Genomic DNA, 26,078 nt, shown 5'->3' on the forward strand with positions numbered 1-26,078 from the left:
TCTTCTTTACAGTGCCCTGGCGTTGGGGTAGAATAATAACGCACGCTACTAAATTAGATAGTCTGAAATTCATAAGTAGCGTTCTTATCAGGAGGAGATTTATGTCTAGAAAAGCTACCATTACGCAAAAAGAAATAGTGAATGCTGCGTTTAAAATAACCAAGAAAGAGGGCTTTGAGTCAATTACTTCCAGAAAACTTGCTGCTGCAACAGGTTGCTCTACACAGCCTATCTTCAGAGTCTATGAGACCATGGACGAGCTTAAGAAGGACGTTTATGCCAAGACAGCTGAGTTCTATTCCGAGTACTATTCAGAGTTTGCCAAGAACCATGAGGTTCCTTTTGTTGACCTCGGCCTTGCATATATCGGCTTTGCCCAGAAGTATCCACATCTCTTCAAGCTCCTTTTCGTATCAGGCCAGACACCTGACGGCAAGAGCATGTACGATCTTGTAAACGGAACTGATGAGAACGTGGTAAAAGAGATAAACAGAGCCACAGCAGCCGGTGCAAAGAATGCACAGCAGCTCTTTATGCAGATGTGGATATTCATCCACGGTGCAGGATGCATGGCAGTTACAGGAGATTATGACCTCGATGAGGCTACCAGCGTAAACATGCTTGAATCAGTATACAGATCATTTGCACAATAACAGGGCTGTAGGTTTTTGAGGGGTTATGAAGTTCGAAGCAGACGTAGATGTAATTACCAGAATAAATGAATGCTACTCCAGGATGAGCAAGGGCAAAAAGAACATTGCCAGCTATATCTGTGATCACTACGAGCAGGCTGTATTCATGACAGCTGCTGAACTCGGCAAGATCGTAGGGATGAGTGAATCTACCGTTGTAAGATTTGCCATGAGTCTCGGATATGAAGGATATCCCGAGTTTCAGAAGGCGCTTGCTTCCTGGGTGGGAGATAAGTTCGGATCCGTAGAGAAGGTAGGCAGGAGATTTGGCAAGAGTAGTGAAGGCGAGATTCTCCAGGCAATCCTTACATCTGATATTTCAAATATTCAGCACACCATAAATAATATTGATGTTGCTGCCTTTAAGACAGCGGTTGATATTATTCTCAAGGCCAGAACGGTCTATATTGTAGGCCTTCGCAGCTGCGAGCCTCTTGCTGATTTTCTTCACTTCTATCTGAATATGATAAGAGGAAACAACGTTCTGATCAGGACCACCAGCGTCAGTGAGATGTTTGAGCAGATGATCAGGATCGGAGACAGAGACTGCATCATAGGGATCAGCTTCCCGAGATATTCCATGAGAACACTTAAGTGCATGGAGTTTGCCAATGACAGAAACGCCAAGGTCATCACCATTACCGATTCTGTCCACTCACCCATGAACCTGTACTCATCCTGTAATATACTGGCGAAGAGTGAGATGGCTTCAATCGTTGATTCTCTTGTCGCGCCTCTCAGTGTAATAAACGCACTGGTTGTAGCTCTTTGCATGAGAAGACCCAATGAGGTTCAGGCTGACCTTAAGATGCTGGAAGAGACCTGGAACAATTATCAGGTATATCTCAATGACGAGATAGACTTTGCTTCTGACGATCTGGGGATGCACCTGGTAAATACTCCCCTTGGTCGCAAGGATAAGGAATAATATGAAAAAAATAGCAGTGATCGGCTGCGGAGCAGCCGGTATGATGGCGGCGCTAGCTGCTGCGGAGAGCGGCGGAAGCGTCACTATTTTTGAGAAAAATGAAAAGCCCGGAAAAAAGATCTACATAACCGGTAAGGGAAGGTGCAATGTCACCAACGCCTGCGATGTCACAGACTTTTTTGACAATGTCAGAAGAAATCCCAGATTTTTGTACAGCGCAGTCTATAGCTATGATAACAGGGCTGTTATGGACTTTTTTGAGGAAAACGGATGTCATTTGAAGGTGGAGAGAGGTGACAGGGTATTTCCTGTTTCCGATCATTCATCGGATATCATAAGGACTTTATTTAATGCCGTTAAGAAAGCCGGCGTAAGTGTTAAACTTGAAGTTGAGGTGTTCTCCGTAGAAGCTGAGCAAGGCGCTGTAAAGGCAATAACCTACAGCAAAAAGGATGAGCCCATAACAAGAGAAGAGTTTGACAGCGTGATCGTATGTACAGGTGGCCTTTCCTATCCATCAACAGGCTCTACCGGCGACGGATACAGATTTGCCAAAGATCTTGGACACACAGTGGTTCCCACAAGACCATCACTGGTTCCCTTTGAAGTTGAGGAAGACTGGTGCACGGATCTACAGGGTCTCTCTCTTAAAAATGTGGGCCTTAAACTCTTTTTGGAGGATCCTTCAAAAGACAAAGCACCTGCCAAGAAGGTTAAGCCCGTATATGACGGCTTCGGAGAGATGCTCTTTACACATTTCGGTATAAGTGGTCCGCTGGTTCTGACATCGAGCTGCTTCTACGAGAAGGACAAAAAAGGAAGATTTCTTTTGGACCTCAAGCCCGCACTTGATGAAGCTCAGCTTGATAAGCGAATCCTTAGGGACTTCGATGATGCTCCTAACAGACAGTTTAAAAATGCGCTGGGAGGTCTTTTCCCTTCAAAGCTGATACCTGTGATGATCAGACTCTCCGGAATTGATCCGGAAAAGCCTGTAAACAGCATCACCAGAGAGGAGAGGCTCTCCTTTGGAAAACTCATCAAGAACCTTCCGATGACGATTAAGAAGACAAGGGACTTTAATGAGGCTATAATTACAAGAGGTGGTGTAAGTGTAAAAGAAGTTGATCCTTCCACCATGGAATCCAAGCTGGTTTCGGGACTTTTCTTTGCCGGAGAAGTTCTTGATGTAGATACCGTGACGGGAGGCTTTAACCTTCAGGTTGCCTGGTCCACGGGACATCTTGCGGGAATCAGTGCAGTAAATTAAATTCAGGAGATTAAGTACAATGAGCAGAAGTATAGCAATAGACGGACCTGCCGGAGCAGGAAAGAGCACCATTGCCAAGAAGGTTGCCAAGGAACTTGGTTTTATCTATGTGGATACCGGTGCAATGTACAGAGCAATGGCCCTGTATATGATAAATAACGGAATTGATGCAAGTGAGTCCGAGAAGATAAGCGCCACATGCCAAAGCGCAGATATAACCATCAAATATGAGAATGGAATCCAGGTGGTTTATCTTAACGGAGAGAATGTAAACTCTCTTATAAGAACAGAGGCAGTAGGCAACATGGCTTCAGCCAGCAGCGTAAACGGCGATGTAAGGAAAAAGCTCGTTGAGCTTCAGCAAAAGCTTGCTAAGACCACTGACGTTGTTATGGACGGAAGAGATATCGGAACCGTGGTTCTTCCCGGGGCAGATCTTAAGATTTATCTCACAGCAAGCTCTAAGGTAAGAGCTGAGCGCAGATACAAAGAGCTCACAGAAAAGGGCGTAAGCTGTGACTTTGATGCTATCGAGAAGGACATTATCGACAGAGATTACCGCGACATGCACAGGGAGATATCTCCGCTTAAACAGGCTGAAGATGCGGTGCTTTTGGATTCATCCGAGATGACTATTGACGAGGTTAAGGACAGGATACTTGAGCTGTACCATATAGCTGTGGGGTGATGATATGGAAGTAATCGTAGCCGAACATGCAGGTTTTTGCTTTGGAGTTACCAAGGCGGTGGAAACCGTATACGAGCAGATTGGAAAAGAAAATTCGAATATTTATACATACGGTCCGATTATTCACAATGAGACCGTTGTAAGCGACCTTGAGAAAAAGGGCGTTAAGGTAATAGAGAGCGTGGATGAGCTTGAAGGCATAGGCAGTGGCACGGTTGTTATACGTTCCCACGGAGTCACCAAAGAAGTTCATCAAAAGCTTGAGCAGTCGGGACTTAATGTAATTGATGCCACCTGCCCCTTTGTTAAGAGGATCCACAGGATCGTGGAGGAAGAGAGCAAAAAGGGAAAGAGCATCATAGTTGTGGGGAGCGAGAGCCATCCGGAAGTAGAGGGAATTGTAAGCTACGCCACCGGCCCTGTGTACGTTATAGACTCCCCGGAAAAGGCCATGGAATTTGAAGGTGACAAAAAACTCGAGTACACAGTCGTGTCCCAGACTACCTTTAACAAAAACAAATTTCAAGAAACCATTGAAATCTTTAAAAATGTTGGTTACAATATTAATATTGTGAATACAATATGCAATGCCACTGACGAAAGGCAGACAGAAGCTGAGGAAATTGCATCAAGAGCTGACGTCATGATCGTCATAGGAGGCACACACAGTTCCAATTCAAGGAAACTGTACGAGATTTGTGCAAATAAATGCACAAATACATATTTTATTCAGACTTTAGATGATCTTCATCTGGAGATACCCAGATCGGCCAAGCTGATTGGGATTACCGCCGGGGCTTCAACCCCAAAGAACATTATTGAGGAGGTTCAGAAACATGTCAGAACAAACTTTTGAACAGATGCTTAACGAATCGTTCAAAACAATTCACACAGGGGAGGTTGTAGAGGGAACTGTTATTGACGTTAAGCCTGACGAGATAATCCTTAACATTGGTTACAAGTCCGACGGTGTTTTAACAAAGAGCGAATACTCTAACGACAACAGTATTGACCTTACAACAGCCGTTAAGGTTGGCGACACAATGGACGTTAAGGTCCTTAAGACCAACGATGCAGACGGCCAGGTTATTCTTTCATACAAGAGACTTGCCCTTGACAGAGGCAACAAGAGAATTGAGGAAGCATTCAACAACAAGGAAGTTCTTACAGCTAAGGTTGTACAGGTACTTGAGGGTGGACTTACAGTAGTAGTTGATGAAGTTAGAATCTTCATCCCTGCAAGCCTTGTATCAGACAGCTATGAGAAAGATCTTTCCAAGTATCAGGATCAGGAGATCCAGTTCGTTGTAACCGAGTACAATCCTAAGAGAAGAAGATACATCGGTAACAGAAGAATGCTCGTAACAGCTGAGAAGGCAGAAGCAGCTAAGAAGCTCTTCGATACAATCCAGGCCGGCGACATCGTTGACGGTGTAGTTAAGAACGTTACAGACTTTGGTGCATTCATTGATCTCGGCGGAGCAGATGGTCTTCTCCACATCTCAGAGATGAGCTGGGGCCGTGTTGAGTCTCCTAAGAAGGCATTCAAGATCGGCGATACAGTTAAGGTTCTTGTTAAGTCAATCGACGGAAGCAAGATCGCTCTTTCAAGAAAGTTCGATAATGAGAACCCTTGGAAGGATGCTACTGAGAAGTATGCAGTTGGAAACATCGTAAAGGGTAAGGTTGCCAGAATGACAGACTTCGGTGCATTCGTAGAGCTTGAGCCCGGTATCGACGCACTCCTTCATGTATCTCAGATTGCAAAAGAGCACGTTGAGAAGCCTGCAGATGTCCTTAAGGTAGGCCAGGAAGTAGAAGCTAAGATCGTAGACTTCAACGAAGCAGACAAGAAGATCAGCCTTTCAATCAAGGCTATGTTCGCTCCTGAGAAGGAAGAGGAAGCTCCTGCTGAGGAAGAGGGCGATGTAGTATCAGTTGACATCGACAAGGTTATTGCAGAGCAGAACGAAGAGAACTGATCATACTGAAATTATTAAGGAGTGGAATATTATTCCACTCCTTATTTTTATGCAAAAATTGACGAAATTTTATTTATACTTATTTAATTTTACATACAATTCGAACTAATATAAAATTGAAGTAGTGACAACTACTAAATTTTGTTTAGGAGGGTATTGAGCTTTATGGCAGCTGATTACGAGTGGTTCAAGAAAAATGTTTACGATCTGACCAAGATTGACTTAAACGCTTACAAAGAGAAGCAGATGAAGAGAAGAATTGATACTCTGATCGGTAAGTATGAAGTTAACGGTTATGAAGGATTTTTTAATCTGATCAAGAAAGATAGAGAAGCCCTGGATTCCTTTGTTACATATCTGACCATCAATGTATCTGAGTTCTTCAGAAACAAAGAGCAGTGGGAGCTTATGGACAAAGAAATGGTTCCCGAGCTTATGAAGAAGTTCGGCAAGAACTTAAAGATCTGGAGTGCAGCATGCTCAACAGGTGATGAGCCTTATACCATCGTTATGATGCTCTCTAAGCACTTGCCACTTAACCAGATCAACGTATATGCAACTGATCTTGATGCAGTAGTACTTGCCAAGGCTAAGGCAGCTATCTACGACAAGAAGGAAATTGCGGGAGTTCCTGAGGAGTTTAAAAAGAAATACTTCACAGAGACACCCGATGGCAAGATGAAGGTTTCAAGTGAGATCACATCAAGGGTTACCTTTAAACAGGCTGATCTTCTCCGCGATCCTTATCCAAAGGATTGCCACCTGATCGTTTGCAGAAACGTTCTTATCTACTTCACTGAGGAAGCTAAGGACGATATTTTCAGAAAGTACTTTGCAAACCTTAAGCCCGGAGGAATTCTCTTTATAGGAAGTACCGAGCAGATCGTTAACTATAAGGATATCGGATTTGTCAGAAAGAACTCCTTCTACTACGAAAAGCCCATGACATAAGTTTAGAAAACATGATACTTAGACACCTCTTTTGACACAAAGAGGTGTCTTTTTTGTGGTATCATAGATACGTAGGGGATTTAGAAAGTGGGAGAGTATATGAAGAAAACCAGTGAAATAATTGAGGGAATAAGTAGTGATGCTCTTGAGATGCTGCCTGAAATTGTAGGATGCAGCAAAGAGGGCATTCTTTTTATTGACATTGAGACAACAGGTCTTTCACCAAGAAATTCGGACCTTTATATGATAGGTACCGGTTTTTGGGAGAACGGAAAGTGGGTAATAAGGCAGTTCTTTGGCGAGAATGCACGGGAGGAAGAAAAGGTCTTATCAGAGTTTTCGGACTTCTCAAGGTCTTTTACCAAAGTAGTGCACTTCAATGGTGACAGATTTGATATTCCGTTCCTACAGAGTAAGTACGAGGAGCATAAGCTGACAGACCCATTTGGCCGACTTGAGTCCTTTGATCTGTACAAATGGGTAAAGCCTTATAAAAAACAGCTCGGACTTCCTGATTGCAAGCAAAAGACAATTGAGAGGTTCCTTAAGATCGACAGAGAGGATGAGTACGACGGAGGAAAGCTCATCGCCGTATACAAGGATTACGAGGAGAGCAAGAGTTCTGAACTCTTGCAGCTCCTTCTTCTTCATAATTTTGAAGACGTAAAGGGAATGATGAGGATGGCACCCATCCTTCTCTATGGCAGGTTCTTCAAGATGTTCGATAATCTTCCCAAGGTATCGGTAAGGACCGACGAGGAGATAAATGAGCAGGACTACATAACCGAGGAGCTTCCTGTAAAGGCTGTTAAGGTCCAGGCCAATAAGTATAAAGACCTGGACAGAACGGAAAAGATGGAAGTGTTTATGAAGCTTGTGCTTCCGATTGAACTTCCGACATCCATTTCAGGAAATGTAGACGGATGCTTTTTTAAGACATCGGGAAGAGAAGCGACCTTAAGAGTTCCGCTTTATGAGATGGAGCTTAAGTACTTCTATTCGAATTACAAGGATTACTATTATCTGCCACAGGAGGACATGGCGATCCATAAGAGTCTTGCGACCTTTGTTGACAAGGATTTCAGGGAAAAGGCAAAGCCTGAAAACTGCTACACCAAAAAACAGGGACAGTATCTTATGGAGTGGGATCTTGTCTTTGCACCGTTCTTTAAAAGGGATTATGAGGACAAGAGTTTCTTCTTTGACCTGAATGAAAACATGAAGAAGAGCAGGTTTGCGATGAGTCTTTACGCATGCCATGTAATTGCTTATATATTGGGCATTTATTGACAAAAGAATAACTAAAAAAGTTGAGATTAATCATAATTTTTTAGACAAAAGCGAGTATAATAAATAAGTGTATATCATCTCAAATTCTTTGAGATAAGATTTCTAAAATCGGAGGAAGGTAGGAAATGGCAAGAGGTACTTTTACGGGGGGAATCCACCCTTATGAAGGTAAAGAGCTTTCTAAGGACAAACCCATCAAATCAGTAATGCCAAAAGGGGATCTGGTGTATCCTGTATCCCAGCACATTGGCGCACCTGCTAAGCCCGTTGTTGCTGTTGGCGACCATGTTCTTACAGGTCAGATGATTGCCGAGGCCGGTGGTTTTGTTTCTGCACCGATCTTTGCAACCGTATCCGGAACTGTTAAGGCAATTGAACCAAGAAGACTGGCAACCGGTGCTATGTGCAACAGTATCATCGTGGAGAACGATGGTAAGTATGAAGAAGTGGAGTTTAAGCCGGCAAAGCCCTATGAGGAGATGACTCCTCAGGACAAGATCGATGCTGTGAGAGCAGCAGGCGTTGTCGGAATGGGAGGCGCAGGATTCCCAACTGCTGTCAAATTTGCTCCAAAAGAGCCGGACAAGATCGACTATGTCATCGCTAACTGCTCAGAGTGTGAGCCTTATCTTACATCTGACTACAGAAGGATGATCGAGGAGCCCGAGCTTCTTTTAGAGGGTCTTAAGATTGCTGTAAGTATCTTCCCTAATGCAAGAGGTATTCTTGCAATTGAGGATAACAAGCCCGATGCAATCGCCAAATTCAAAGAATTAACTAAAGATGAGGATAAGATAAGCGTAAAAGCTGTTAAGACCAAGTACCCTGAAGGTGCTGAGCGTATGCTTATTTATGCCTGCACAGGAAGAGAGATCAATTCTTCGATGCTTCCCGCTGATGCCGGATGTATCGTTGATAACGTTGATACTCTCTGCGCTGTATGCAGAGCGGTTAAAGAGGGCAGACCTCTCATGGAGAGGATTGTAACCATCACAGGTGATGCTGTTGCAGAGCCCCAGAACTATAAAGTAAGGATTGGAACCAACTATCGCGAACTCTTAGAGGACGCAGGCGGCTTTAAGACTGAGCCTGCCAAGATCATCTCCGGTGGTCCCATGATGGGATTTGCCATCTTTGATCTTGATGTTCCTACCACCAAGACAGCTTCAGCGCTGACCTGCCTTACCAAGGATGAGGTCGCAGCAATGGAGCCTTCAGCATGTATCAACTGCGCGCGCTGCGTAGAAGTATGTCCTGAGCGTCTTGTTCCCAAGAATCTTGCGGATGCGGTAGAACATAACAATGAGAAGGCGTTCCTTGATATGTACGGAATGGAATGCTGCGAGTGCGGATGCTGCTCATATATCTGTCCTGCAAGACGTCAGCTTACTCAGCTGATCAAGGGTATGAGAAAAATCCAGCTCGGCAAGAGAAAGAAGTAAGGGGGACATTTGAATGAGCGATTTAAGAAGAGTGTCATCCAATCCGCATGTTAGAAGTAAGACAACCACATCCAATATCATGATGTGGGTAGTTATAGCACTTCTTCCTACTACCGGCTTTGGTATTTACAACTTCGGACTGAATGCACTTATTATCATTTTGTTATCTGTTGGATCCGCAGTGCTTGCGGAATTCCTATATGAGAAAGCGCTGAAAAAGCCCATCACTATCGGGGACTTTTCAGCTGTTGTAACAGGTCTTTTGCTGGGCCTTAATCTTCCGTCCACTGTGCCGTGGTGGATCCCGATCCTTGGAAGTGCTTTTGCCATCATTATGGTTAAGCAGATATTCGGCGGACTTGGACAGAACTTCATGAACCCGGCTCTTGGCGGAAGGTGTTTCCTTGTTATATCCTTCCCTGCAATAATGACCAACTTCATCACAGATACATACACAGGAGCAACACCTCTTCAGAACCTTAAGAACGGTGTTGAGCCCGTTGTTATGGATATGATCATCGGTAAGACAGCAGGAACCATCGGCGAGACATCAATGCTCTGCATCGTGATCGGTGCCATGATCCTCTTTGCAGTCGGTGTCATTGATTATGTGATTCCATTTACCTATATCATTACATTTTCACTGTTCGTAGTTCTCTTTGGCGGATATGGCTTTAACTTTTCATATCTGGCTGCACACCTTGCAGGTGGCGGTCTTATGCTCGGTGCATTCTTCATGGCAACCGACTATGTAACATGCCCTATCACTCCCAAGGGAAAGGTTATCTACGGTGTGATCTTAGGACTTCTTACAGGTATATTCCGTATACTCGGAGCTAACGCAGAGGGCGTTTCCTTTGCGATCGTTATCTCTAACCTCTTAGTTCCGCTTATTGAGAAGTACACAATTCCGAGAGCCTTCGGTATTAAGAAAACAGCAAAGAAGGAGGCGAAAAAAGCATGAATGATACAAAATCAATGATCAAAAATGCGCTTATCCTTTTTGCTATCACATTAGTTGCCGGCGTTCTTCTTGGCCTTGTATATCAGGTTACAAAAGACCCTATCGCTTACCAGGAGAAGCTTGCACAGGATAAGGCTAATCAGTCGGTATTTGCTTCTGCACAGACCTTTGAGGATGTAGCTCTTGATGAAGCTGCAGCAGCACAGGTTGCAACAGACTTTGCAGGAGTAACAATCGAGAGTGTAAAAGAGGCTAAGGACGCTTCCGGAAACGGTATTGGATATGTTATCCAGGTTAAGTCCAAGGGCTATGGTGATTTCATCACCTATACAGTTGGTATCACAAATGAGTCCTCTATAAACGGTATCTCTATTATCAAGATTGCTGAGACACCCGGACTTGGAATGAATGCTGAGAAAGTTCTTGTTCCACAGTTTGTAGACAAGGCAGCAAGTGCTCTTACAGTTGCCAAGAATGGTCAGGTAACTGATGCAAATTCGCAGATTGAGGCTATCTCAGGTGCCACAATTACATCAAGAGCTGTTACAAATGGTGTAAATGCGGCAGTTTCATATTTTGAAAATGTATTGAAAGGAGGACAGTGATAAGCATGGAAGCAAAAAAGGCGCTTTAGGCTTTAAACAGAACACTCCTGCCGAGAGATTTTTTAACGGACTTGTTGTTGAGAACCCTACACTGGTCCTTATGATTGGTATGTGTCCCACACTGGCTGTTACATCATCAGCCATAAACGGTATTGGTATGGGACTTGCAACTACTTTTGTACTTGCACTCAGTAACGCGGTTATTTCAGCACTTAGGAAGACAATTCCTTCAACAGTCAGAATTCCTTCCTTCATCGTTGTTATAGCTTCCTTCGTAACACTGGTTGAGCTTCTTATGAAAGCTTATGTTCCTGCTCTTAATGCAGCGCTTGGAGTTTATATTCCTCTTATCGTTGTTAACTGTATCATCTTTGGAAGAGCGGAAGCATACGCCAGCAAGAACGGTATTATTCCTGCATTCTTCGATGGGATCGGTATGGGTATCGGATTTACCTGTGCCATCACCTGTATCGGTCTTGTCAGAGAGTTCATCGGTGCCGGAACAGCATTTGATGTTCAGATCCTTGGCGAGGGAACAGTGGTTCCCGGAGCAGTAGGAGCTTTCCTTTCACAGTATCAGCCTGTAAGTATCTTTATCCAGCAGGCCGGAGCATTCTTCGTTCTTGCATTCCTTATTGCTATTATGAACAAGATCAAGATGAACATGGCTGCAAAGGGAAAAGACACATCGAAGTTTGGCCAGGGGTGCTGCTCATCAGCTGAAGAAGCTGCAGCAGACAAGATAATGGCTGACAAAGAAGCTGGAAAGGAGGCTAAAGGATAATGGCAGAATCTATCTTAAGTCTTGTGGGGCTCATGATCACAGCTTCACTTGTTAATAACGTAGTACTTAGCCAGTTCCTCGGACTTTGTCCTTTCCTTGGTGTTTCCAAGAAAACAGACACAGCTCTTGGAATGGGAGCAGCGTGTATTTTCGTAATCACCATGGCTTCACTGGTTTGCAGCATTATCTATAAGTTCATACTTGCACCACTGGATATTTCATACCTTAAGACCATCGTATTCATCCTTGTTATTGCGATGCTCGTTCAGTTTGTTGAGATGATCCTCAAGAAATACGTAGTTTCTTTGTATCAGGCACTTGGTGTATACCTTCCTCTTATTACAACCAACTGCGCAGTTCTCGGTGTGGCACTTAACAACGTAACTGATGGATACACAATCCTTCAGAGTGTGGTTTGCGGATTTGCAACTGCAGTAGGATTCACGATCGCAATCGTTATTCTCGCAGGCCTTCGTGAGAAGATGGAGTACAACGATATTCCTGCTCCTTTCAAGGGAATGCCCCTTGTTCTTCTTACATCAGGACTTATGGCAATAGCGTTTACAGGATTCAGTGCTCTTAAATAAAACAAGGAGATAAGACTATGGTAACAGGAATAATCATAGCAACTTTGGTAGTTGCCGGTGCCGGAATCATAATCGGATTGATCCTGGGCGTGGCAGACCTTAAGCTGCATGTTGATGTAGATGAAAAAGAAGCTGCAATACTTGAAGCTCTTCCGGGCAATAACTGTGGTGGCTGCGGATTTCCGGGATGCTCGGGATGTGCAGCAGCAATAGCCAAGGGAGAAGCAGCAGTTAATCAGTGTCCGGTTGGTGGCGCACCGGTTGCTGAGATAATCTCAGGAATCATGGGCGTTGAGGCCGGTGATTCAACCAAGATGGTTGCATATGTTCACTGTCAGGGTGACTGTGAAAAGGCAAAGAGCCAGTACGAGTACAACGGAGAAGCTGATTGCAGACTTCAGACCCAGCTTCCCGGTGGCGGATCCAAGACTTGTACCTACGGATGCCTTGGCGGCGGAAGCTGCGTATCTGTATGTCAGTTTGATGCCATCCATGTGGTAAACGGTGTAGCAGTAGTTGATAAGGATGAGTGTAAGGCCTGTGGCAAGTGTATAGATATTTGTCCTCGTCATCTTATTGATCTTATTCCGTATGACGCTACCTGCGCTGTATCCTGCAAATCTCAGGACATGGGCAAACTGGTTAACCAGTACTGCGGTATCGGATGTATCGCATGTCACATCTGTGAAAAGAACTGTCCTGCAGGAGCTATAACTGTTGAGAACAATGTAGCTCATATAGACCAGGAGAAGTGTACACATTGCGGAACATGTGTGGAAAAATGTCCTAAGAAGGCTATAAAAGCTCTGTGATATTTGCATTTTTATAAGGATTTTGAAAATTCTTCAAAAATTCTTAATATTATGATGGTTCTTATGATGGGGAGATTCATACAATAAAAGATGATAGTATAATTTGGCGAGGAGTGTTTATGAATCCAAAATCACATAACAACGGTTACAGTAATGGAACCTTTATAGTAAAAATAGAGCACTGTTGCAATGAAACCTGGCAGGGCGAGGTTGTATGGGCTGAAGAGAACAGAAGAGAGAAATTCAGAAGCGCTCTTGAACTGATGAAGCTCATGGATGAAGCCATGAAGATGTCCAAAGGGCAACAGGAAGAAAATCAGCATTTTCATATAGGATGAGATATAATAATAGTATCCCCGCAGAGCTTAGCTCTACGGGGATATATTTAAATTTACGGGGGCACGATCATGAAGAATATAAAGAATCCCAAAGATGTATTTTATATTTCAGTTATCGCACTTGCATTTATTGTCGCAATCATTCTTGTAATCAGGTTCCGCAGTGATATGGCGGACAAACAGTCAGTCGACTATAAGACTCCGGCTCTTGCTCCCAAAGAGGAGAAGGTCATTGTTACCGTAAACGTAGAGACCATTGAAGATGGTCTTGAAAATATGGGCGTTCTTGTAACCCAGGAGTATTACTTCACTCAGGTTGAAACCTATACAAAAGAAAAGAAAATTCTTAATTTGATCAATTCAGAATCCGGATTTACCTATAGCTATGATGGCAAGGTAACAGCAGGAATCGATTTTGGGAAGGTCACCGTCTCGAAGGACGAAGAGACTAAGACACTTACAGTTGAGATTCCCTATTCAGAGCTTGAGTCAACCGACATCGATATGGACAGCTTCAGGATATATTCGGAAAAAGAGTCTTTATGGAATCCCATTAACTTAGAAGATTACAACATGTCCATGGCAGAGTTTGAAGAAACTGCAGAGAGAAAGGCCTTGGATAGCGGAATACTTGAGAGGTCCAACGAGCAGGCAAAAGAGCTTATAAGGAATTTCATTGTAAATATGCCCGGGACTGAAAATTATACTATAGAGTTTGAGCAAAGGAGTAACCCCTATGAGTCTTAAAAAATTTGCGCTTGTGGCAGTAGTTCTTTTGGCAGCCGTAATTTCTTTTACCATAATAGCACCCTGGGCAGCTGATCCTGTAAATCATGCCTCTACTATAGAAAAAACAGAGAATAAGATCAGCGCGGTAATGACTCTTTCAGGTGGAGCAGCAGGTGCATCAGCAACGCTCTCAGTACTTCCAGGAGATTTATGTACGCCTCTTGCAACCGAGCTGGCAGAGCTTGCCAAGTATTTTCTAATAATACTAAGCGCACTGTATCTGGAGAAGTTTCTTATTACCATCTCAGGTTATATCACGTTCTCCGTGCTGATACCTTTGGCACTTATCATTGTTGCGGCTGTGATCATAAGCGGAAATAAGAGATTCTTATCCCTGGCAGGTAAGCTTGCCATTATCGGGGTTATAATTTACCTCATTGTTCCGGCCAGTACGCTGCTCTCTGATAAGATTTATCAAACCCAGGAGGATACTGTGGCTCAGACTATCGAGGAGTATAATAACCTGGATATTTCGGGAGACTCGGACAGCGGAATCATTGGAGAGATAACAACCATTACGACCAACACCATCGACAAGGTGACAAACTTTATTAGCGATCTTACTGAGTCTTTGGCGGTTATGATCGTCACAGCCTGCATAGTTCCTGTGCTTGTGTTTGTCTTACTGGTCTGGATAATGAAAATTATGTTTTATGCGGGAGGAAATGTATAAATATAAACTGAATATAAACAACTCATAAACAAAGACTTAAACAACAAAATACAAGAAGTTTATGATAAGTGCTATGATTACCACCTTGATATTATATGCATACAGAGTTCACAGAATGAACACAATTTAAAGGTAGCGGTGTTTGGTTTGAATGAAAAGTGAGGGATGCATATGAAGAACACAAGGATGGAAAAATTATTAGCACTTGGTTTAAGCGCGACGTTATTACTTCAGCCAATTGCAGTTTTTGCTGAAGATGATTACAACGAACCAATAATGAAAGCAATTGATACCGCAGAAGAGAAGATCGAAGAGGCTCTTCCACCTCAGGAAGAACCGGTAGTTGAAGAACCGGTAGCAGAACCGGCAGAAGAACCGGCAGAAGAAGAGACAGAAAATCCTATAGTAGCACAGGAACCTACAGATACACATCTTCAAAATGCTGAAGGTGCTCTCGAGAGAATCGAAGAAAATATCGAGAACTACAATCAGACATTAGAAGATACAAAAGAAGAAAGACTTGAAGCAAATGCAGCTTATGAGACAGCTGTAGAAACTGCAAGAGAAAGTGAAGAAACATTCGAGCAGAAAGCAGAAGAAGCTATAGCAGCTACATGGCCAACAATAATCGAGACCGGAATTGATGCAGCCACAGCTCATGAGAAAGCTGATCAGGTAGTAGAAATGTCCGAGATAGTATACTTGCATCAGGAAGAAGCAGAAGCAGCAAAAGCTGATGCACAGATACTGGCAAATGAAGCAAAGGCAGCAGCAGAAGATGCAGCAAGAGTTTTAGGCGAATACGAAGATAAACTTGATGCAGCAGAGCAGGCAAAAGAAAAGGCAGATCAGGATTATCAGGCTGCAGGAGAGGCTTACGAAGCAGCAAGGCTTGCAAGACAGGAAGCAGAGATTGAGTATAACAAGCTCCTTAATCAGTATGGACTTAATAACCGGAACTATAATCCTGAAGCACCTAATGATTATTGGTGGAACTATGGTGCATACGGACGTGGTGATGTAAGAACAGCAATCGTTGAAGCAAAGGCAGCTTTAGAAAGCGCCAGCAGCATAGAGGATGATGCTTTTGAAGCATACAGTAGTCTCAAAGAAGAGTATGATGATGCTAAGGATGCATACGATCAGGCAGCAGAGGATGCTCAAAATGCACTCGAAGAAAAAGATGCAGCTTATGAAGCATATGACACAGCGGCTAAGAATCTCAGAGCAGCAGAACTTATAGTAGCAGTAAATACAGCAGAAGCTGTAGAGATGGATATATATAATGACTATATTGATTGGCCGCACTGGGGACAGGCAACATGGTGGGATTTGGCAGAAGCAGACTTCAATCTTGTTAAGGGGCTTGTAAATTACAAACTTTATGACAATGATAACGTTGATGCAGAAGTTTCTTATTCAATAGACAGAGAAACCGGAAATGTTATTGCAACATATACAACAGAAGATGGAGAAGTAACAAGAACATTTGCAGTATCAGCAAAAGATGAAGAGAACATCCACGGAAGAGATGTATCCGGACATTGGCTGGTAGTAAAGGAAATTGTTCCTGAAGAGAGACATCGTGACAAGTATGTCCCGGAGACATATTACACAGATAAGAGAAATAATGGTGAAGAGGTAGAGTTCAATCTTTCAAACTATCAGGATCCTAGCAGATACAAAATAGTTTATGGCAATAATGGAAAGATTACTATCCTGACTAAGTCAGGCCCTGGTGGATGGAAAGAGCACCGTACAGTTTACCAGCATACACGCTACAACAAAGAAGATGAAATCTATTACGAAGATGTAATGAAAGATTTCTACACAGAGGCAGATCATTACAGAGCATTCAATGGTTTCTCAAAAGATGACGCACAGAGCAAATTTGACGAAGCCGATCAGAAGAAGACGGAAATTGATAACGCAATAAATAATCCTATTTATACAGCAGGCGAACCTTCAAAAGATGAAGTTGATGCAGCTGAGAAGGCAGAAAAGGAAGCAAATACAAAGCTGGAAGCAGTAAGTGCAGCATATGAAGCAGTAATTGCAGCAGCTAAAAAGCTTAAAGATCTCCAAAGCGCAGAGAAAGTGTCTTACTCAGCACTTACAGCAGTAAGAAGTTATTACAATATGGCAGTTGGTCAGCTCCGCACAGCAGAAATACTTTACTGGTGGGCAGCACAAAATGCAGGATATGCCCAGGATGAAGCAAACAGGGCACTTGCAGCAATTGAGAACGGATTTGAGTACGAGATTCCTACTCCTACACCGACACCCGGACCTTCAGGCGAGCCTACAGGCGATACAACACCTAGCGACACAACAGATTACATTCCTGTAGCACCTATAGCAGTAACACCCGCTCCTGCAGCACCTGCACCTCAGCAGGCAGTTCTCGGAGCAACAAGAACAAGATCAGGCGCAGCAGCTACAGCAGTAGAGGCAGGAGAAGGTGAAGAAGAGAAAAAGGCAGCTCCGGCAGTAGAGAAGAAGCAGGAAGAGAAGAAAGAAGAGACAAAGCCAGCAGTAGCAATCGAAGAAGAAGAGACAGCTAAGGCAGCAGCTCCTATTGCTACACAGACTCCATTCCCTTGGTGGGTACTTATCATTCTCGCAGCTATTGCAGCACTCTCAGTTGAAGAGTACGTAAGAAGAAGGAACGCTAAGGTCAACTCAGACAGCTCCAAGAAGAACTAATTTATCAGTTAATAATCAAACACTTATTATAAAGAAAGAGGCGGATTCATGAGGATCCGTCTCTTTTTTTGCACCCGGAAAAAATAAAATAAAAAAAATTTAAAAAAGTGCTTGCATTTTATTTTGATTTGTAATAATATAAACAAGTCGCCGCAATACGGACGACTAAAAAATGCCTCGTTGGTCAAGCGGTTAAGACGCTGCCCTCTCACGGCAGAATCAGCGGTTCGATTCCGCTACGAGGTACTGACTGTTTATAACAGCCCAACCCGAGAAGCTAGAATACATAAGTATTCTGGCTTATTTTTTTGCCCGAGATAATTCCCAATTTTATTCACTGATGAGCCTTTATCAGTATTTAGTAAAACTTGATAAAGGGCAGTCTGCCTAAATTGAAGAATGTTCAAAAGCAACAGTGATTTTTGGCTCATATAATGCTTGTAAAATGTGAATCAGACATCATTTTGTGATTGGTGGACAAAATTCAAAGAGAATTAACGATATTGCGCTTGTTTTCGCTGATCTTTCCTGTTTTTTCACTGTCTAAATTTGAAAAATTCTAAAAAGCAACAGGAAAGATGTGCTACAAATCCTGGAACAATTGCTGTATTCTATTTGTTGTCGTATTATGAGAGTGCATAGCAGGCCGGTATTATGATTTGTGACCTGCACCGGCACAGCAAATACATTTCGAAAGATGAAATAAGGACTAAATAAAATGAGAAAAGCACGTACAGAAAAAGAAAACTTAATAAGAGAGAAAATGATTGCTGAACTGTACTCCAACAAGTACAATCAGTTCATTGGCTTTGAGATACTTGAACTTAGCTCAACCTACAGCAAGGCAAGAGTTAAGTGTGACGAGAGACTCCATAACACATACGGAAGTATTCACGGCGGAGCGCTGCTTTCATTTGTTGATGCTATGGCGGGAGCGACGGGAAGCATGAGCGGATATTATGTCACAACCGTATCTGCTAATCTGAATTTTCTTTTACCTGCTGTGAACACAGAGTATATATACTGTGAGTGCATGAAGCTAAAGACCGGTCGGCACATTCTTGTGTTTGATATAAGAGTTACCGATGATGCCGGGAATCTGCTTGATAGCGGAGAATTCTCATTTTATGCAAGTAAAGTTTCTGTTCTTGAGGGGAATTTGAAATTCGGGGATAAGTAATTGTAAGAAAAGGAAAAAGAGGAGAGAGTTATGAAAAGAGTGAACAAGTTATTGATTATGGCCATGACCGGCGCAGCTGTCATTAGTCTTGTTGCATGTTCAAACGGTGATGTGCCAAAAGAGGAAGAAAAAGACCTTTACCAGGCCTTTCTTGATGGAGAAGTATCTGCAACCCGTATCACTGAAGACGGTGGGGAATATACCTTCAAGTACTCAGATCTTCCGCATGATCCGGAGGACTGGGAGTGCTACACAGTAAGTGATGAGAGAGTTGACCTTGACAATGACGGTGAAGAAGAGCTGATCATAAACGGCCCTTACGGCGGAATGTATATCGATGTCAGAGACGACAAGGTATATGTCCTTGCAGAGGGTGAGGGAACAACCGGCGAACTTAGCTACACAAACTATCAGGATGCAGTATATATAGTTCATCGTGATACATCCCACGGCGGAAGGCAGATGTACTGGCTTGATAAATACAACGGTAAGGGCGAAGCCGAAGACTCTTTTACCCTGTCTGCTGAGTACTGGGATAATGAGAATGACCAATATGATGAGAACAGCACCTTCACCTTCCGGGATAAGGCAATCACAATGCAGGAATACGAGGATCTGGTAAAAGAGATCATGGGTAAATAGTAGGGGGAACTAGAAAACCCTTGACGAAATCGCATAAACATGGTATTGTCTACATGTAAATTGTAAGTGGGCTCGAAAAAAGCCCACTTTCTTTATGCCAAGATAACGGAAAGGCGCTGTTATCTTGACGGTCTCAATTAAGAGAGGAAATTACATAATGAAGAAAAGCGAAATTGAAGCAAAGACTGAAGCAATCTTACAGCCTATCTGCGAGAAGTTCGGTGTGAGGATCTATGATGTCGAGTACGTCAAGGAAGCCGGAGAATGGTACCTTAGAGCCTACATCGACAAGGATGGCGGTGTTAACATCAATGACTGCGTTGATGTAAATCATGCGCTCTCTGATGCGCTTGATGCGGATGACTTTATTGAGGAAGCCTACACTTTGGAGGTTTCAAGCCCCGGACTTGGAAGGCAGCTCAAGAAGGACAGGCATTTTGCAAACAGTATTGGTCAGGACGTTGAGCTTAAGCTCTTTAAGCCCAGGGATGGAGTTAAGGAGTTTGCCGGTACACTAAAGGCGTTTGATGACACCACAGTTACCGTAACTATAAATGATGAAGATGAAACTTTTATAAGAAAAGAGATATCAGTTATTAAGCTTGCTCTGGATTTTTAATCCGGACGGAAATGGAGATTACGATGAGTAAAGAATTAATGGATGCCCTTGAGCTACTTGAGAAAGAGAAGAACATCAGCAAGGATTCACTTTTTGATGCTATAGAGAACTCTCTTATCACAGCATGCAAGAACAACTTCGGTAAGGCTGAGAACATCAGAGTAGAAGTTGACAGAGAGAGCTGCGATTTCAAGTGCTACGCTGACAAGGAAGTTGTTGAGACAGCAGATGATGTAATGGATCCCAACCTTGAGATCTCACTTGATGATGCCAAGAAGATTTCAAAGAAGGCCAAGGTTGGAGATATCGTTCCTGTATCTCTCAATTCCAAGGAGTTTGGACGTATCGCTACACAGAACGCCAAGAACGTTATCCTTCAGAAGATTCGTGAGGAAGAGCGTGGCGCTATCTATAATGAGTATTTCGAAAAGGAGCATGACATCGTAACAGGTGTTGTTCAGAGATTCATCGGCAAGAACATCTCTATCAACCTTGGAAGAGCAGATGCTATCCTCAATGAGAATGAGCAGGTTAAGACTGAGGTTTACAGACCTACACAGCGTCTTAGAGTATATGTTCTTGAAGTTAAGAATGGTTCAAAGGGACCAAGGATTCTTGTATCCCGTACACACCCTGATCTTGTAAAGAGACTCTTCGAGCAGGAAGTTGCTGAGATCCAGGACGGTACAGTTGAGATCAAGTCAATCGCAAGAGAGGCAGGAAGCCGTACCAAGATCGCTGTTTATTCCAAGGATCCTAACGTAGATGCTGTAGGAGCATGCGTAGGTGTTAACGGAAGCAGAGTCAACCTTATTGTTGATGAGCTCGGCGGCGAGAAGATCGACGTTATCAACTGGGATGAGAACCCCGGTAACCTCATTCAGAATGCTCTTTCACCTGCAAAGATCGTAGCAGTATTTGCTGATCCTGAAGAGAAGAGCGCTAAGGTTGTTGTTCCTGATTACCAGCTTTCACTTGCCATTGGTAAGGAAGGTCAGAATGCAAGACTTGCAGCAAGACTTACAGGCTACAAGATCGATATCAAGGATGAGACACACGCTAAGGATGCTCCCGGATTCCGTATGGAAGACTACCTCGATGATGAGGATGAGTACGATGAGGAGTATGAGGGCGAGTACGAGGAAGAGTACGAAGAGGCACCTGAAGAGGGCACTGAAGAGTAACTTAAACTCTGGTTGGAGAATACATGCAAAAGAAAATTCCCATGAGAAAATGTGTTGGCTGTGGTGAGATGAAGGAAAAGAAGGATCTGATCAGGGTTCTTAAGACTCCTGAGGATGAGATACTTCTTGATACCACCGGCAGGGCCAATGGCAGAGGAGCATATATATGTAACAATGCCGATTGCCTTAAAAAGGCAGTTAAGAACAAAGGCCTTGAGAGATCACTTAAGTCACATATACCGGCAGAAGTGCTTGAGCGAATGGAAAAGGAGCTTAGCTAAAGTTGGATCCAAATAAGGTTTATTCTTTGCTTGGTCTTTGTATGAGAGCAGGCAAGGTTAAAAGCGGAGAAACAGCCGTAATGGATGCAATCCGCAAAAGAAAGGCTTGTTTGGTCATTGTAGCAGAAGATGCTTCAGATAATACGACCAAACAGTTTAGTGATAAGTGTAAGTATTATAACGTCCCGATAGTTTTCTTTGGAGACATGGAAAAACTGGGACATGCAATTGGTAAGGATGTTCGAACTAGTCTGGCAATAACGGACAAAGGTCTGTCTGAGTCACTTCGGAAGAACTTACTCGAAGAAACAAGTGGAGGAAATGCGAATGGCAAAAATTAAAATATCCGAACTTGCGGGAGAGCTTGGATGCGAGGCAAAAGAGCTGATAGCTTTTTTGCAGGAAAAAGGAATAGAAGCAAAACGCTCTAACAGTTCAATAGAAGAGACAGATGCTGACGTTGCCAGAAAGAATTTTGGTAAGGGACAGGGAAAGAGCGCTGCAGAAGAAGCACCTAAAAAGGCTGCAGAGGCTCCAAAGGCTGTAGAAGCACCTAAGGCTGTAGAAGCTCCCAAGGCAGAAGAGCCTAAGAAAGAACCTGTAAAAGAGGCAGCTCCGGTACCAAAAGCAGGAGAGCAGGCACCTGTCAAGAAAAAGAAGAAGATCATTGTTGTTACCAACAACAATAATTCACAGAGAGGCGGACAGGGCCAGCAGGGTGGAAACGGAAACAGAGACTTCGGAAACAGAAACCGTGACAACAGAAACCAGGGTGGCAACGGACAGGGCCAGAGAAGACCTACATTTGCTCAGGCTCAGAACACATACCGTCCTATCAAGCCTTTAACAGCTCCTTCACAGATGGAGAGCTATAACCAGCCTATCAATAAGTCTGTAGCTCCAAAGCCTGCACCAAAGAAGGAAGCAGCGCCTGTTCAGGAGGCAGCTCCTGCACCTGTTAAGAATACAGCACCTGTTCAGCAGAGTGCACCTGTTCAGCAGGCACCGGCAAGACCTGCGCAGCAGCAGGCTCCTGCAAGACCTGCAGCACCTGCTCAGAATAGAGACAACAGGGATAACAGAGATAGCAGAGACAATAGAGACAACAGAGATAACAGAAATCCTCAGAGAGGCGACAGACCTGCCTTCCAGGGAGGAAGAAACGATAGAAACGACAGAAACGACCGCGGTCAGTCAAACGGCGGTGGTAAGTTTGGTGGCGGAAAAGATAACAGATTCGCCGGCAAGAATGATAACAAGGGTGGTCAGAGAGGCGGCTTTGATGGCGCAGCTGACAGACCTGAGGGCGGACATGACTCAAGACGCCGTCAGAACCAGGAGAAGGATAAGAGAAACAAGAAAGACTTTGCTCTTGAGCAGGAAGAGATGATGCCAAGAAGCAAGAGAGTCGGCAGATTCATCAAGCCTGAAGTTAAGAAGGTGGAGGAACCTGAGGAGCAGATCAAGGTTATCACAATCCCTGAGAAGGTTTCCATCAAGGAACTGGCTGAGAAGATGAAGATGCAGCCTTCAGTTATCATCAAGAAGCTCTTTATGGCAGGTCAGATTTCAACTGTTAATACTGAGCTTAGCTATGAGGATGCTGAGAATATCGCAGCTGATTATGATATCCTCTGCGAGAAGGAAGTTCCTGTAGATGTTATCGAAGAGCTTCTTAAGGAAGAAGACGATGCACCTGAGACACTTAAGAAGAGACCTCCTGTAGTCTGCGTAATGGGTCACGTTGACCACGGTAAAACATCACTTCTTGATGCTATCCGTAAGACATCCGTTACAGACAGAGAGGCAGGCGGAATCACGCAGAGAATCGGTGCTTATACAGTATCTGTAAATGACCAGAAGATCACATTCCTTGATACTCCCGGTCACGAAGCATTCACAGCTATGCGTATGCGTGGTGCTAATTCTACAGATATCGCAGTACTTGTAGTTGCTGCTGATGACGGTGTAATGCCTCAGACAGTTGAGGCTATCAACCATGCTAAGGCTGCAGAGGTTGAGATCATCGTTGCGATCAACAAGATTGATAAGCCAAATGCCAACATCGACCGCGTTAAGCAGGAGATGACAGAGTATGGTCTTGTTTCAACAGATTGGGGCGGAACAACAGAGTTCGTACCTGTTTCAGCTAAGTCAGGTGAAGGTATTGAGGACCTCCTTGAGACCATCATCCTCACAGCTGATATCCTTGAGCTCAAGGCTAACCCTGACAGAGAAGCAAGAGGACTTGTCCTTGAGGCAAGACTTGATAAGGGCCGTGGCCCTGTAGCTAACGTTCTTGTTCAGAAGGGAACACTTCATGTCGGAGATTTCATCTCTGCAGGAGCAAGCTCAGGTAAGGTTAGAGCCATGGTTGACGATAAGGGCAACAAGCTTAAAGAAGCTCGTCCTTCACAGCCTGTTGAGATCCTTGGTCTTTCAGATGTTCCAAATGCCGGTGAGGTATTCCTTGGACATGAGACAGACAAAGAGGCTAAGCAGTACGCAAACACATACCTTCAGCAGCACAAGAAAGACCTTATTGAAGAGACAAAGGCTAAGATGTCACTTGATGATCTTTACTCCAAGATCGAGGAAGGAAGACTTCAGGAACTCAACATCATCATCAAGGCCGATGTACAGGGTAGCGTAGAGGCCCTTAAACAGAGCCTTCTTAAGCTTTCCAATGAGGAAGTTGTTGTTAAGGTTATTCATGGTGGCGTTGGTGCCATCAATGAGTCTGATGTAACCCTTGCTGCAGCATCAAATGCCATCATCATCGGATTTGATGTTCGTCCTGATGCAACAGCTAAGAGCATGGCTGAGCACGAAGGCGTTGAGATCAAGCTTTACAAGGTTATCTATCAGGCAATAGAAGAGATCGAGTATGCTATGAAGGGCATGCTTGCACCTATCTATGAAGAGAGAGTTACAGGACATGCTGAGGTTCGTCAGATCTTCAAGGCATCCAAGGTTGGTAACATCGCCGGTGCATTTGTCAAGGACGGTGTCATCAAGAAGGATTGCAAGGTTCGTATCTACAGAGATGACGATATGATCTTCGAAGGAGATCTCGGATCACTTAAGAGATTCAAGGACGACGTTAAGGAAGTTAAGGAAGGCTTCGAGTGCGGTCTTGTATTTGACGGCTTTGACCAGATCCATGAAGGAGACAGGGTAGAAGCTTATGAGATGGTAGAGGTACCACGTCAGTGATGCCCTTCCACAGAGGAATAAGAAATGCGTAAAAACAGTAATAAAAACAGAAGAATAAACGGTGAAGTCCAGAAGGTTATTTCAGAGGCAATCCGTTACAGCAAGGACCCAAGGATCAGTCCCTTTACATCTGTCATGGATGTAGAGGTTGCTCCTGATCTTAAGACCTGTAAGGTCTGGGTTACTGTAATGGGTAATGAAGAGGACAGAGCAAGAACTCAGGAGGGACTTAAGTCCGCATCCGGTTATATCCGCTCTACTCTTGCAAAAGAGCTTAACATGAGATATACACCTGAGCTCAGATTTATAATGGACGACTCCATTGAGTATGCAATTAACATGTCCAAGAAGATTGATGAAGTAACGGCTAAGGATAACGAGGCAAGACTTGCCCGTGGAGAGAGCCTGGACGAAGATTTGCCGGAAGAAGATCAGGAGGAAGAATGAAGATTGACCAGCTTGTCCAAAGCGCAAAAACAATCGGAATAAGTGGCCACATCAGACCTGATGGTGATTGCATCGGCTCATGCATGGGACTGTATCTTTATATCAAAAAGAACTATCCCAAGATTCGATGCGATGTCTTCCTTGAGACAATTCCACCGGAATACAGATTTATCAAAGATATAGAAGATGTAAGAAGTGATTTTCAGACAGATATTGAAAGCTATGATATATTCTTTGTTCTGGATTGTTCCAAGGACAGGACAGGAGATGCAGAGAAGTATTTTGATGCAGCTGCAAAGACAGTAAATATTGACCATCATGTGAGCAACAAAGGCAGTGGTGACGAGAACTACATAGTACCTACTGCAAGTTCAGCATGTGAGCTTATTTACGATGTTATTGATCCGGACAAAATTGATATTGAAATTGCCAAGTCCCTTTACATGGGAATGGTAACAGATACGGGCGTTTTCAAGTACAACAACACATCGCCCAAGACCATGAAGACTGCAGCAGAGCTGATTTCCTACGGCTTTGACTTTGGTAGCCTTATTGATCATGTCTTTTACGAAAAGACCTATATCCAGAATCAGATTCTTGGAAGAGCCCTTCTTGAGAGCATTATGCTGATGGATGGAAGATGCATAGTATCGGTTGTCTCCAAGCAGACAATGGAATTCTACGGCGTTTCAAGCAATGACCTGGATGGTATTGTAAATCAGCTGCTCCTCACGATCGGAGTTGACTGCGCGATATTTATGTATGAACTTGCACCACTTGAGTACAAGGTAAGCCTTCGCAGTAACGGAGCAGTAAATGTGGCTGAAGTAGCCGAGATGTTCAGCGGCGGCGGACACGTCAGGGCAGCAGGCTGCACTGTCAGCGGAACAAGCCACGACGTTATCAACAACATTACTAAATACATTCACAAACAGCTCTACGGAGTTTGATTGAGACTTATGGATCACAAGGCAAATCGTGAGAGATGTCTTGTGATTTTTGTAAGCG

General features: G+C 43.7%; 27 protein-coding genes and 1 tRNA gene. All 28 read left to right on the forward strand.

Going from position 1 to position 26,078, the window contains the following annotated elements:
• The first annotated feature begins 101 nt into the window (after nt 1-101).
• On the forward strand, nt 102-653 hold the full coding sequence (locus G632_RS0107165; RefSeq protein ID WP_022768339.1) for a TetR/AcrR family transcriptional regulator: 552 nt from the start codon (nt 102-104) through the stop codon (nt 651-653).
• A 25-nt stretch (nt 654-678) separates the two neighbouring features.
• Nucleotides 679-1,620: a MurR/RpiR family transcriptional regulator gene (locus G632_RS19210; protein ID WP_022768340.1), complete on the forward strand. Its 942-nt coding sequence runs from the start codon at nt 679-681 to the stop codon at nt 1,618-1,620.
• 1 nt (nt 1,621) lies between these two features.
• A complete protein-coding gene (locus G632_RS0107175; RefSeq protein ID WP_022768341.1) occupies nt 1,622-2,890 on the forward strand; it encodes an NAD(P)/FAD-dependent oxidoreductase in 1,269 nt (422 codons plus the stop codon).
• A gap of 19 nt (nt 2,891-2,909) precedes the next feature.
• The gene (gene cmk / locus G632_RS0107180; protein WP_022768342.1) at nt 2,910-3,578 is read left to right on the forward strand and encodes a (d)CMP kinase; all 669 of its coding nucleotides are present in this window, start codon (nt 2,910-2,912) and stop codon (nt 3,576-3,578) included.
• A gap of 4 nt (nt 3,579-3,582) precedes the next feature.
• Nucleotides 3,583-4,434 carry a 4-hydroxy-3-methylbut-2-enyl diphosphate reductase gene (gene ispH, locus G632_RS0107185; protein ID WP_022768343.1) on the forward strand — a complete coding sequence of 284 codons (852 nt, stop codon included), beginning with the start codon at nt 3,583-3,585 and terminating at the stop codon, nt 4,432-4,434.
• A complete protein-coding gene (rpsA, locus tag G632_RS0107190; RefSeq protein WP_022768344.1) occupies nt 4,415-5,560 on the forward strand; it encodes a 30S ribosomal protein S1 in 1,146 nt (381 codons plus the stop codon). Before ispH ends, rpsA begins: the two co-directional genes overlap by 20 nt.
• Nucleotides 5,561-5,725: 165 nt before the next feature.
• Entirely contained in the window at nt 5,726-6,511 is a 786-nt protein-coding gene (locus G632_RS0107195; RefSeq protein ID WP_022768345.1) for a CheR family methyltransferase, read from the forward strand.
• 99 nt (nt 6,512-6,610) lie between these two features.
• Nucleotides 6,611-7,801 carry a ribonuclease H-like domain-containing protein gene (locus G632_RS0107200; RefSeq protein WP_026512447.1) on the forward strand — a complete coding sequence of 397 codons (1,191 nt, stop codon included), beginning with the start codon at nt 6,611-6,613 and terminating at the stop codon, nt 7,799-7,801.
• Between the two features lie 125 nt (nt 7,802-7,926).
• Nucleotides 7,927-9,243 (forward strand): electron transport complex subunit RsxC, encoded by a 1,317-nt coding sequence (gene rsxC, locus G632_RS0107205; protein ID WP_022768347.1) that lies wholly within the window; start codon nt 7,927-7,929, stop codon nt 9,241-9,243.
• A 13-nt stretch (nt 9,244-9,256) separates the two neighbouring features.
• Entirely contained in the window at nt 9,257-10,207 is a 951-nt protein-coding gene (locus G632_RS0107210; RefSeq protein WP_022768348.1) for an RnfABCDGE type electron transport complex subunit D, read from the forward strand.
• On the forward strand, nt 10,204-10,812 hold the full coding sequence (locus G632_RS0107215) for an RnfABCDGE type electron transport complex subunit G (RefSeq protein WP_022768349.1): 609 nt from the start codon (nt 10,204-10,206) through the stop codon (nt 10,810-10,812). Before G632_RS0107210 ends, G632_RS0107215 begins: the two co-directional genes overlap by 4 nt.
• Nucleotides 10,813-10,912: 100 nt before the next feature.
• Nucleotides 10,913-11,596 (forward strand): electron transport complex subunit E, encoded by a 684-nt coding sequence (rsxE, locus tag G632_RS19215; protein ID WP_022768350.1) that lies wholly within the window; start codon nt 10,913-10,915, stop codon nt 11,594-11,596.
• Nucleotides 11,596-12,183, forward strand: a complete 588-nt coding sequence (gene rsxA, locus G632_RS0107225) for an electron transport complex subunit RsxA (RefSeq protein ID WP_022768351.1) — start codon at nt 11,596-11,598, stop codon at nt 12,181-12,183. Before rsxE ends, rsxA begins: the two co-directional genes overlap by 1 nt.
• A 17-nt stretch (nt 12,184-12,200) precedes the next feature.
• Nucleotides 12,201-12,995 carry an RnfABCDGE type electron transport complex subunit B gene (locus tag G632_RS0107230; protein WP_022768352.1) on the forward strand — a complete coding sequence of 265 codons (795 nt, stop codon included), beginning with the start codon at nt 12,201-12,203 and terminating at the stop codon, nt 12,993-12,995.
• A gap of 119 nt (nt 12,996-13,114) precedes the next feature.
• Nucleotides 13,115-13,333, forward strand: a complete 219-nt coding sequence (locus tag G632_RS19220; protein ID WP_022768353.1) for a hypothetical protein — start codon at nt 13,115-13,117, stop codon at nt 13,331-13,333.
• Nucleotides 13,334-13,402: 69 nt separating this feature from the next.
• On the forward strand, nt 13,403-14,080 hold the full coding sequence (locus tag G632_RS0107240; protein WP_022768354.1) for a DUF4230 domain-containing protein: 678 nt from the start codon (nt 13,403-13,405) through the stop codon (nt 14,078-14,080).
• Complete coding sequence (locus G632_RS0107245; RefSeq protein WP_022768355.1) at nt 14,070-14,795, forward strand: hypothetical protein; 726 nt, start codon at nt 14,070-14,072, stop codon at nt 14,793-14,795. The genes G632_RS0107240 and G632_RS0107245 overlap by 11 nt, the downstream gene beginning before the upstream one ends.
• 171 nt (nt 14,796-14,966) lie before the next feature.
• Nucleotides 14,967-17,501: a hypothetical protein gene (locus G632_RS0107250; protein ID WP_022768356.1), complete on the forward strand. Its 2,535-nt coding sequence runs from the start codon at nt 14,967-14,969 to the stop codon at nt 17,499-17,501.
• 174 nt (nt 17,502-17,675) lie between these two features.
• A tRNA-Glu gene (locus G632_RS0107255) sits at nt 17,676-17,747 on the forward strand.
• A 472-nt stretch (nt 17,748-18,219) separates the two neighbouring features.
• The gene (locus G632_RS0107260) at nt 18,220-18,681 is read left to right on the forward strand and encodes a PaaI family thioesterase (RefSeq protein WP_022768357.1); all 462 of its coding nucleotides are present in this window, start codon (nt 18,220-18,222) and stop codon (nt 18,679-18,681) included.
• Nucleotides 18,682-18,711: 30 nt separating this feature from the next.
• Nucleotides 18,712-19,323 carry a hypothetical protein gene (locus G632_RS0107265; RefSeq protein WP_022768358.1) on the forward strand — a complete coding sequence of 204 codons (612 nt, stop codon included), beginning with the start codon at nt 18,712-18,714 and terminating at the stop codon, nt 19,321-19,323.
• A gap of 154 nt (nt 19,324-19,477) precedes the next feature.
• Nucleotides 19,478-19,942 (forward strand): ribosome maturation factor RimP, encoded by a 465-nt coding sequence (rimP, locus tag G632_RS0107270; protein ID WP_026512448.1) that lies wholly within the window; start codon nt 19,478-19,480, stop codon nt 19,940-19,942.
• A gap of 23 nt (nt 19,943-19,965) precedes the next feature.
• Complete coding sequence (nusA, locus tag G632_RS19225) at nt 19,966-21,126, forward strand: transcription termination factor NusA (protein ID WP_022768360.1); 1,161 nt, start codon at nt 19,966-19,968, stop codon at nt 21,124-21,126.
• A 23-nt stretch (nt 21,127-21,149) separates the two neighbouring features.
• On the forward strand, nt 21,150-21,407 hold the full coding sequence (gene rnpM / locus G632_RS0107280; protein WP_022768361.1) for an RNase P modulator RnpM: 258 nt from the start codon (nt 21,150-21,152) through the stop codon (nt 21,405-21,407).
• 2 nt (nt 21,408-21,409) lie between these two features.
• Nucleotides 21,410-21,748 (forward strand): L7Ae/L30e/S12e/Gadd45 family ribosomal protein, encoded by a 339-nt coding sequence (locus G632_RS0107285; RefSeq protein WP_026512449.1) that lies wholly within the window; start codon nt 21,410-21,412, stop codon nt 21,746-21,748.
• The gene (gene infB, locus G632_RS0107290) at nt 21,735-24,623 is read left to right on the forward strand and encodes a translation initiation factor IF-2 (RefSeq protein WP_022768362.1); all 2,889 of its coding nucleotides are present in this window, start codon (nt 21,735-21,737) and stop codon (nt 24,621-24,623) included. The genes G632_RS0107285 and infB overlap by 14 nt, the downstream gene beginning before the upstream one ends.
• A gap of 24 nt (nt 24,624-24,647) precedes the next feature.
• Nucleotides 24,648-25,070: a 30S ribosome-binding factor RbfA gene (gene rbfA / locus G632_RS0107295; protein WP_022768363.1), complete on the forward strand. Its 423-nt coding sequence runs from the start codon at nt 24,648-24,650 to the stop codon at nt 25,068-25,070.
• A complete protein-coding gene (locus tag G632_RS0107300) occupies nt 25,067-26,020 on the forward strand; it encodes a DHH family phosphoesterase (RefSeq protein ID WP_022768364.1) in 954 nt (317 codons plus the stop codon). The genes rbfA and G632_RS0107300 overlap by 4 nt, the downstream gene beginning before the upstream one ends.
• Nucleotides 26,021-26,078: the final 58 nt, after the last annotated feature.

Origin of the sequence: Butyrivibrio sp. NC2007 (assembly GCF_000421405.1) — a bacterium.
GTDB lineage: Bacteria > Bacillota > Clostridia > Lachnospirales > Lachnospiraceae > Butyrivibrio.